We start from the raw sequence: 7,949 nt of genomic DNA on the forward strand, positions 1-7,949 counted from the left end.
GCCTCGGCCGGGCCGGCGGCCTGGAGTCCCTCGAACCGGCCTCGGCCGTCGTCGGCTGGCTGCCGCCGGCCGCCGCGATCGGCGCGGTCGACTCCGCGAGCCGGGGCGACTACGCGGTGGCGGCGGCCCGGCTGCTGCTCACGGCGGCCGCCCTCGCGGCGCTCGTGCACTGGTGGCGGCGGAGCCTGGTGCGGCTGATGGTCGAGCCGGACGGCTCCACGATCGGCGCGGCCCCGGACGCGGGCGCCCGCGACAAGGCCGACTCGGGGCTGCTCGCCCGGCTCCTGCCGGGCGGACGCACGGGCACGGTGATGGAGCGCAGCCTGCGGTACATCTGGCGCGATCCGAAGACGAAGGCCGCGTGGGTGACCTCGCTGGCCATCGGCCTGATCGTCCCCCTGTTCAACGCCTTCCAGGGCGCGGGCTCGGTCTACTTCGCGTGCTTCTCCTCCGGCATGCTCGGCATGCTGATGTACAACCAGTTCGGTCAGGACACCTCGGCGTTCTGGATGGTCGCGCAAACCATCTCGACGGCGGCCGACGCGTACGCCGAACTCCGGTCACGGGCCCTGGCGCTGCTGACGATCACGCTGCCGTTCACGGTGCTCGTGACGGGCGTGACGGCCGGTGTCCTCGGCGACTGGGCGAAGCTCCCCGAGGCCCTCGGCCTGGCGCTCGGCCTGCTCGGCGCGATGGTCGGGACGGGCGCGGTGACCTCGGCGAACTTCCCGTACTCGATCCCCCAGGACAGCGGCTACAAGAACGTCGCGCCGGGGCAGGCCGGGCTGGCCTGGCTCTCGATCTTCGGCGGCATGGTCACGTCCGGCGTCCTGTGCTCCCCGCTGATCGCCGCGACGGTCTACCTCCACGTCTCCGATCAGCAGTCGCTGCTGTGGCTCCTGCTCCCGGCCGGTCTGCTCTACGGCGCGCTGCTGATCCTAGCGGGCCTCAAGCTGGCGGCGCCGCGCGCGGCGAAGCGCCTGCCGGAGATCCTGGCGGCGGTCAGCAAGGGGTGACCCCCTGGTTCGCCAGCACGCGCGCGAGGGCGGCGCGGCCGGCCGGGCCCCAGGTCGGCTTGCCGCCCGGGAGGCCGCGATCGCCCGCGCGGCCGATGTCGATGAGACCGGCCGCGCGGAGCAGGGCCCAGCCCCGGGCGCGGCGGACGGTGGCGTCGTCCACGCGCGCGTGGCCGTTGCCGTACGTGGCGTCGTCCACGCGCGCGTACGTCCGGAAGAACCGGTCGGCCGCGCCCTCCGGAAGGAGCAGCCACGCGGCCGAGAGGTCGGTGGCCGGGTCGCCCGCGCAGACCTCGCCGAAGTCCACCACACCGGCGAGGGTGCCGTCCGCGACGACGACGTTCGCCGGGTGCAGGTCCCCGTGCAGCCACAGCGGCGGGCCCTGCCAGACGGGGGCCGCGAGGGCGTCCTCCCACATGCTCCGTACGGCCCCGGGGTCGGCGTGTTCGGCGAGCAGCGGGAACCCCGCCTCGAACCCGGCCGCGAAGTCCGCGAGGGGCACGCCCCGGTCCGGGTTGGCGGGGGCGTCCTCGGGTACCTCGCGGTGGAGCGCCCGCAGGAAGCCGGCCAGGGCCTCGGCCGCGTGGTCGCCGCGTGTGACGGGGACGGCGTCGCTCGGCTCGCCCGGGACCCAGCGGGCGACCGTCCAGGTCCGGGGGAAGCGGTCGGAAGGCTCCCCGGTGCGTACGGGAACGGGCACGGGCAGCGGGAGCAGCGGCGCCAGGACGGGCAGCCAGCGGTGCTCCTTGCGGAGCAGGGCCGGGGCCCGCTCGGTACGGGGCATCCGTACGGCCAACTCGTCGCCTAGACGCCACAGTTGGTTGTCCCAGCCACCCGGGACCGGCCGGATCGGCAGCTCGGCGAGGTCGGGGTGCTGGTCGCGGAGCAGCGCGCGTACGAGGCTCTCGTCGATGTCCATGGGTCCGATCATCCACCGGCGCCCCGCTGAAATCCCTTGCTCCGCAGGGCCCGTGCGATCGATCCTCCCCGCATGGACCTTTCACAGCACGCGCCCCGGCCCCGCATCGAGCTCGAAGACGGACTCGCCCTGCGCACGTTCGAGGCCGAGGCGGACCTGCCGGAGTTCTTCCAGGTCATCGAGGAGTCGCTGGAGCACCTGCGGCCGTGGATGCCGTGGGTCGCCGAGCACAGCCGCGAGAGGACCGCGCAGTTCCTGGCCGGGCGGGCGGAGCAGTGGGCGAGCGGCGAGGCGTACAGCTACGCGATCGTGCTCGACGGGGCCATCGTCGGCTCCACCGGGCTGCACCGGCACGAGGACACCCCCGACGACACCGTCGAGCTCGGGTACTGGCTGCATCCCTCCACCACCGGTCGGGGCGTCGCCACGCGCGCCGCCCGCGCGCTCGTCGAGGAGGCGTTCCGCCTGCCCGGTGTCGCCGCCGTCGAGGTCGTCCACGACGTCGCCAACCACGCCAGCGGCGCCGTCCCCGCCCGCCTCGGCTTCACCACCCACCTCCGCCGCCCCCACGAGCCCACGGCCCCGGCGGAGACGGGCGAGGACCAGGTCTGGCGCCTCAGCCGGTGAACGCCGTTCCCCAGGATGCGCGGGTGACGCGATTCGACGAGGTGAAGGCGACGTTCTGGGACGAGGGCCCTCGCGAGGGCCGGTCCACGCTGACGGACGCGGTCGTACGCGACGCCGAGCAGCGGCTCGGCGTCCGTCTGCCGGCGGCGCTGCTGGAGCTCCTGCGGGTCCGCGACGGCGGTGTCGTGGCGGAGTCGTGGGACGCGTGTCCCACGGACGAACCGACCTCGTGGAGCGCCGACCACGTCCCGTTCGACGTCCTGATGGGCATCGGCGAGGACGACCACCTGTCGGTCCTCGACTCGGCCCACCTGATCGAGGAGTGGGGCCTGCCGTCCCCCCTCGTCCTGCTCTCCGGCGACGGTCATACGTGGATCGCGCTCGACTACCGGGCATGCGGGCCGGACGGGGAGCCGACCGTCACCTGGTTCGACGTCGAGGCCGAGACGGAGCTGCCCCTGGCCGGGGACTTCCGGACGTTCGTCGAGGGGCTGACGGCGGCGGCGGCGTTCGACGACGGCCAGGACTGAGGGGGCTGAGGAAGTTCGCCATGGGGGGAGCAACTTCCTTAATGGTTTGCAGTCGGTGAATCCGGTCGGGTAGGAAGCCTTCATGCTGAGAGGCACCAAGGTCGGGCTCCGGGCCCGGCACGAGGACGACATCCCGATCCTGCGGACCGAGCTCTTCGACGACGTGGTCAACGGCTCGCGGGCCGATCCCGGGCCGTGGCGGCCGATCACGCCCGGCTCGGACGACCCGCGGCTCGTGGTGGACGACACCAACGAGCGGAACGTCCCTTTCTCCATAGTGGAGTTGGAGGGCGGCACGCTCATCGGCTCCGCGACCCTGTGGGGCATCGACACCCACAACCGGGGCGCGCACATCGGTCTCGGGCTGCTGCCGGCCGCCCGCGGCAAGGGCTACGGCACCGACGTCGTCGCGACCCTCTGCCACTACGGCTTCGTCGTGCGCGGCCTGCACCGGCTGCAGATCGAGACGCTGGAGGACAACCACGCGATGCTGCGCGCCGCCGAGCGCAACGGCTTCGCCCGCGAGGGCGTGCTGCGGTCCTCCGCCTGGGTGCTCGGCGAGTTCCTCGACGAGGTGCTGCTCGGCCTCCTCGCCCAGGACTGGAAGCCGGCCACGCCGTCGAGCTGACGCCTCACATCCCGAAGAGCTGGATCACCCGCGTCACGGCCTGTGCGACCGGCGCGCCGACCTCGCCGACCAGCGCGGCCACGCCGGAGATGCCGCCGAGGGCCCGCCGGAAGGCGCCGCGTTCCGGGGCGTCCTCGGTGAGGGTGTCCAGCGAGGCTTCGAGGACCTCGCGGTCGCCCTCCGGGACCCGCTCGCGCAGCGCGATGACCAGGTCGACCAGCTCCTGGAGTGCGGCCCGCGGGTCCTGCGGGGCGTTGTACTGCTGCCCGACCTTGCCGGTGTTGTGGGTGCCGTAGACCTGGAAGTTGTCGCCGACCTGGCCGTAGTAGTTGGTCGTGCCGCGCTCGTGGTCGTTCCCGTCCCCGGTCACCTGCCCACCTTCCCCGTGTTGCCGCTGCCGAACACCTTGAAGTTGTCGCCGACCTGGCCGTAGTAGTTGGTGACGCTCTGCTTGAAGTACGCCTGGGGGTTGTCGATCGCCGCCATGATCTGCCGGACGAGGCTCTGCACCAGCTCCCGGTCGGTGGTGACCAGCGCGGTCCTGGGCGGGCCGGCCGTCTCGATGACCAGGGCGTAGTAGGTCCTGGTCAGCAGGACGCTCAGCAGTTTGAGCAGGAAGAGCCCGGCCAGTACGTACGCGGTGATCATCACCCCCTGCTCGTACTGCTCCCGGTCCGAGCCGGACAGCTCCGCCTTCCGGAGGACGAGGAGCGCCCCCGCCACCAGCACCGCGAGGACCACGGTGGACTGCAGGAAGCGGCCCACCGCCTTCGCGCGCTCGGGTTTGATCCTGACCGTGGTCGCCCGGGCGATGTTGTTGAGGGGATACGCCTCCGCGCCGACCCAGAGCACCCGCTTGCTGAGCTCGACGACGGTGACCTTGCGTCTGGCCATACGGATCCCCCTGCGCCCGACCCACCTCGACCTAGCACGAAGGATCCTCGCGAACGCCCTGATCGGCAACCCAAATCGCCCATCGGACAAGGGAGTTCATGCGGTGGCGATGCCCATCATGATTTCGTCATCGGCATTCGCCTGTATGGAAGCGGAGTCGAGCTTGTCGGCGCTTACGACGAGGACGGTTTTCCCTGGCTTCCACCCCTTGCCCCCGATGTCGAACTTGCCCGGCGTCGCCGGGCTTTCCACCAGCGTGCAGTCGGCGGAGGGAACCGCCCGTGCCGTACTCGTGGTGAGCGCCACCGACCCGAGCAGCAGCGACGAGACCGTCAGCCGAGGAGATTTCCGAGGGAGCGGGCAGGGCCGTCCACGGCCCCGTCCTCGTACGGCTGCCACCCCGTCCGTGGTGGCCCCGAGGGACCTCGGCTCCTTCCGTCGTCTCGCCGATCACCGTCTCTGTCGATTCGGGCCCGGACGACGTGAAGGGTCTCCACCCGTCGGGGTGGAGACCCTCACTCGCTGCTCACCGGATCAGAACGTGCCGCGCAGGTGCGCCCAGTTGACTTCCCAGCTCTCCGGGAGGCCCGGGTTGAGCGCGCCCGTGCCCTTGCCGCTGTAGAGGACCAGGCAGCCCACTCCCTGGCAGCCCTCGCCGTTGTACGCGCTGGTGGTGACGGTGGCCAGGTCGTTGAGGCCGTCCCCGCCGAAGTCGCCGACCGCGAGGAACGAGGCCATGACGTTCCAGCCGCCGGAACCGATCAGGACGCGTGCGCCGAAGCCGCCGGTGCCGGTGCCCGGGTAGAACCAGAGCTTGCCCGTGGCCCCCTCGCGGGCGATCAGATCGGCCTTGCCGTTGCCGTTCATGTCGCCCGGCGCGACCAGCGCGTTCATCGCGTTCCAGCCGCCCGAGCCGATGAGCCTGCGCGCGCCCAGGGTGCCGGCGGACGTGCCGGGGTAGGCCCAGAGCTTGCCCGTGGACGGCTCGACCGCGAGCAGGTCGGAGCGGCCGTCGCCGGTCAGGTCACCGTACGCGGTGATCCTGCTCATGCCGTTCCAGCCGCCGGAGCCGATCAGCTTGCGGCTGCCGAGGGCTCCCGTGCCGGTGCCCGGGTAGAGCCACAGCTTGCCCGTGGCCGACTCGCGGGCGATGACGTCCTCGCGGCCGTCACCGGTGAAGTCGCCGTGCCGGGTGAGGGCGTTCATCGCACCCCAGCCGCCGGCACCGACGAGCCTGCCCGTGCCGTCACCGGGCAGGAACCACAGACGGCCCGCCTCGTCCCGGGCCAGGACGTCCGACCTCCTGTCGGCGTTCAGGTCGCCGAAGCCGGCCGCCTTGGGGGCGGTGGCCGCGTGCCACTCCGGGTACGCGGTCCCCACGCACTCGCGCTCGGTGGGGACGAGCTTGATCGAGCTGACCGAGTTGCTGCCGGGGCCGCCCCACTCGGTGCCCGCCGGGTCGGGCGGCAGCACGCTGGGACCCGCGGAGGCGGTGTAGTTCTGGCCGTCGTACAGGCAGAGGTACTTGTTCGTGTGGTTGACGACCGAGCGGAACGTGTTGTCCCAGGTCCCGAGGGTCGCCCTGTCCACGTTCGTCTTGTACATGGAGCCGGTGCCGTTGTCCGTCTTCCAGGCGCAGAAGTAGCCGGACGGGCAGTCGCTGATCGCGGCCTGCGCGGGCGCGGCCGTCGCCGTGCCGAGCGCGCCCAGGGCCGCCAGGCCCAGCAGCGATGCCAGGCCTCGTCTCATTGCCTTACCCATTTTCTCCCCTCCCCATGACCGTGCGCGAGGGGGCACGCCCCCTCGCGCACGGTCTTCAGTTCACGCTGTGGATCAGAACGCGCCGTTCAGGCCCCACCAGTTGGCGTCCTCCGGGGAACCCGCGTTGAACGCGCCCGTGCCCTTGCCCGTGTACAGGACCAGGCAGCCCACACCGCTGCAAGCGGCGTTGGAGTAGCTGCTGTTGGTGATGGTGGCCAGGTCGTTGCGGCCGTCGGCGTTGAAGTCGCCGACCGCGAGGAACGAGGCCATGACGTTCCAACCGCCGGAGCCGATCAGGACGCGCGAGCCGAGGGTGCCGGTGGCGGTGGCCGGGTAGAAGTACAGCTTGCCCGTGGAGCCCTCGCGGGCGACCAGGTCGGCCTTGCCGTCGCCGTTCAGGTCACCGGCGGCGACCAGGGCGTTCATGGCGGTCCAGCCGCCCGCGCCGAGCAGCTTGCGCGCGCCCAGGGCTCCCGTCGAGGTGCCCGGGTACAGCCACAGCTTGCCCGTGGACTTCTCGATGGCGAGGAGGTCCGAGCGGCCGTCGGCGGTCAGGTCACCGAAGGCGGTGAGCTTGTCCATGGCGTTCCAGCCGCCCGAGCCGATCAGCTGGCGCGAGCCGACGGCGCCCGTGCCCGTGCCCGGGTAGAGCCACAGCTTGCCGGTGGAGCCCTCGCGGGCGATGACGTCCTCGCGGCCGTCGCCGGTGAAGTCACCGTGGCGGGTGAGGGCGTTCATGACGTTCCAGCCGCCGGCACCGACGAGCTTGCCCGTGCCGTCGCCGGGCAGGAACCACAGGCGCCCGGCCTTGTCGCGGACGAGGACGTCCGACTTCTTGTCGGCGTTCAGGTCGCCGAAACCCGCCGCCTTGGGGGCGGTGGCCGCGTGCCACTCCGGGTACGCGGGCAGGACGCACTCGCGCTCGGTGAGGACGAACTTCAGCGAGCTGACCGAGTTGCTGCCGGGGCCGCCCCACTCGCTGCCCGAGGGGCTGGGGTCGATCACGCCGGCGCCGTTGGTGTCGTCGTAGTTCGCGCCGTCGTACAGGCAGGCGATCCTGCTCGTGCGGTTGACGACGGAACGGAACGTGTTGTCCCAGGTCCCGAGCGTCGCCGTGTTCACGTTCGTCTTGTACATGGAGCCGGTGCCGTTGTCCGTCTTCCAGGCACAGAAGTAGCCGGACGGGCAGTCGCTGATCGCGGCCTGCGCCGGCGCCACGCCCGCGCCGAAGAGGCCGAGCGAGGTGAGCCCCAGCGTCGTGGCCACCGTGGCCACGCGCCGCAGCATGGAAATGCGCATCGAGTTCCCTCCAACCGGCGCGGAGACGTGCTGCTCGACGCGCCGTGAGAGGGACCGTACCGTGCCGGGTCCCCCACCTCGCCGGAGGGGCCCCGTTTCCGGAAGGCCCCTCCCCGCGGGGTGTTCGAGGGTGCGGTCAGGGAGTGAGCACGCCGTTCAGGAAGGGCTCGACCGCCTCGCTCCAGGCCTCCGGGTGGGTGTAGTGGAGGAGGTGGCCCGCGTCGGGGATCTCCGCGTACGCCCCGTGGGGCAGCACCCGGACCATCTCCTGGGCC

Annotated in this window: 10 protein-coding genes and 1 pseudogene; 4 read left to right on the forward strand and 7 right to left on the reverse strand. The window is 72.0% G+C overall.

What is annotated here, in order from left to right; all coding sequences use genetic code 11:
* Window positions 1-1,016 (forward strand): annotated as a pseudogene (locus CCN56_RS18925) (transporter); the annotation flags it as partial.
* On the opposite strand, the gene CCN56_RS18930 reads toward CCN56_RS18925, so the two are convergent.
* Window positions 1,003-1,935: an aminoglycoside phosphotransferase family protein gene (locus CCN56_RS18930; RefSeq protein ID WP_086828357.1), complete on the reverse strand. Its 933-nt coding sequence runs from the start codon at window positions 1,933-1,935 to the stop codon at window positions 1,003-1,005. The pseudogene CCN56_RS18925 and the gene CCN56_RS18930 sit on opposite strands and share 14 nt — an antisense overlap.
* Before the next feature lie 72 nt (window positions 1,936-2,007).
* Between CCN56_RS18930 and CCN56_RS18935 the strand changes: the two genes are divergently transcribed.
* The 3 genes from CCN56_RS18935 to CCN56_RS18945 all read left to right on the forward strand — a co-directional run bounded on the left by CCN56_RS18935 (window position 2,008) and on the right by CCN56_RS18945 (window position 3,720).
* Window positions 2,008-2,562 (forward strand): GNAT family N-acetyltransferase, encoded by a 555-nt coding sequence (locus CCN56_RS18935; RefSeq protein WP_086828343.1) that lies wholly within the window; start codon window positions 2,008-2,010, stop codon window positions 2,560-2,562.
* Window positions 2,563-2,585: 23 nt separating this feature from the next.
* Complete coding sequence (locus CCN56_RS18940; RefSeq protein WP_086828345.1) at window positions 2,586-3,092, forward strand: SMI1/KNR4 family protein; 507 nt, start codon at window positions 2,586-2,588, stop codon at window positions 3,090-3,092.
* Between the two features lie 82 nt (window positions 3,093-3,174).
* Window positions 3,175-3,720 carry a GNAT family N-acetyltransferase gene (locus CCN56_RS18945; protein ID WP_086828347.1) on the forward strand — a complete coding sequence of 182 codons (546 nt, stop codon included), beginning with the start codon at window positions 3,175-3,177 and terminating at the stop codon, window positions 3,718-3,720.
* 4 nt (window positions 3,721-3,724) lie between these two features.
* On the opposite strand, the gene CCN56_RS18950 is transcribed toward CCN56_RS18945, so the two are convergent.
* The 6 genes from CCN56_RS18950 to CCN56_RS44660 all read right to left on the reverse strand — a co-directional run.
* Window positions 3,725-4,090 carry a hypothetical protein gene (locus tag CCN56_RS18950; protein ID WP_086828348.1) on the reverse strand — a complete coding sequence of 122 codons (366 nt, stop codon included), beginning with the start codon at window positions 4,088-4,090 and terminating at the stop codon, window positions 3,725-3,727.
* Window positions 4,087-4,614 carry a DUF6232 family protein gene (locus CCN56_RS18955; protein ID WP_086828350.1) on the reverse strand — a complete coding sequence of 176 codons (528 nt, stop codon included), beginning with the start codon at window positions 4,612-4,614 and terminating at the stop codon, window positions 4,087-4,089. Before CCN56_RS18955 ends, CCN56_RS18950 begins: the two co-directional genes overlap by 4 nt.
* A 96-nt stretch (window positions 4,615-4,710) precedes the next feature.
* On the reverse strand, window positions 4,711-4,920 hold the full coding sequence (locus CCN56_RS18960; protein WP_086828351.1) for a hypothetical protein: 210 nt from the start codon (window positions 4,918-4,920) through the stop codon (window positions 4,711-4,713).
* A gap of 228 nt (window positions 4,921-5,148) precedes the next feature.
* Complete coding sequence (locus CCN56_RS18965; RefSeq protein ID WP_086828353.1) at window positions 5,149-6,375, reverse strand: FG-GAP-like repeat-containing protein; 1,227 nt, start codon at window positions 6,373-6,375, stop codon at window positions 5,149-5,151.
* A gap of 72 nt (window positions 6,376-6,447) precedes the next feature.
* Window positions 6,448-7,674 (reverse strand): FG-GAP-like repeat-containing protein, encoded by a 1,227-nt coding sequence (locus CCN56_RS18970; RefSeq protein WP_086828355.1) that lies wholly within the window; start codon window positions 7,672-7,674, stop codon window positions 6,448-6,450.
* A 136-nt stretch (window positions 7,675-7,810) separates the two neighbouring features.
* Window positions 7,811-7,949, reverse strand: a 139-nt coding sequence (locus CCN56_RS44660) for an alpha/beta fold hydrolase (protein WP_373412870.1), incomplete at its 5' end; no start/stop codon positions are given.

The organism is Streptomyces sp. NRRL B-24572 (genome assembly GCF_002156145.1).
Taxonomy (GTDB): domain Bacteria; phylum Actinomycetota; class Actinomycetes; order Streptomycetales; family Streptomycetaceae; genus Streptomyces; species Streptomyces vietnamensis.

Bases quoted from the DNA above. Each gene is read 5' to 3' on its own strand.
- CCN56_RS18930 (WP_086828357.1), bottom strand. From the start codon at position 1,935: ATGGACATCGACGAGAGCCTCGTACGCGCGCTGCTCCGCGACCAGCAC.
- CCN56_RS18935 (WP_086828343.1), top strand. From the start codon at position 2,008: ATGGACCTTTCACAGCACGCGCCCCGGCCCCGCATCGAGCTCGAAGAC.
- CCN56_RS18945 (WP_086828347.1), top strand. From the start codon at position 3,175: ATGCTGAGAGGCACCAAGGTCGGGCTCCGGGCCCGGCACGAGGACGAC.
- CCN56_RS18955 (WP_086828350.1), bottom strand. From the start codon at position 4,614: ATGGCCAGACGCAAGGTCACCGTCGTCGAGCTCAGCAAGCGGGTGCTC.
- CCN56_RS18965 (WP_086828353.1), bottom strand. From the start codon at position 6,375: ATGGGTAAGGCAATGAGACGAGGCCTGGCATCGCTGCTGGGCCTGGCG.
- CCN56_RS18970 (WP_086828355.1), bottom strand. From the start codon at position 7,674: ATGCGCATTTCCATGCTGCGGCGCGTGGCCACGGTGGCCACGACGCTG.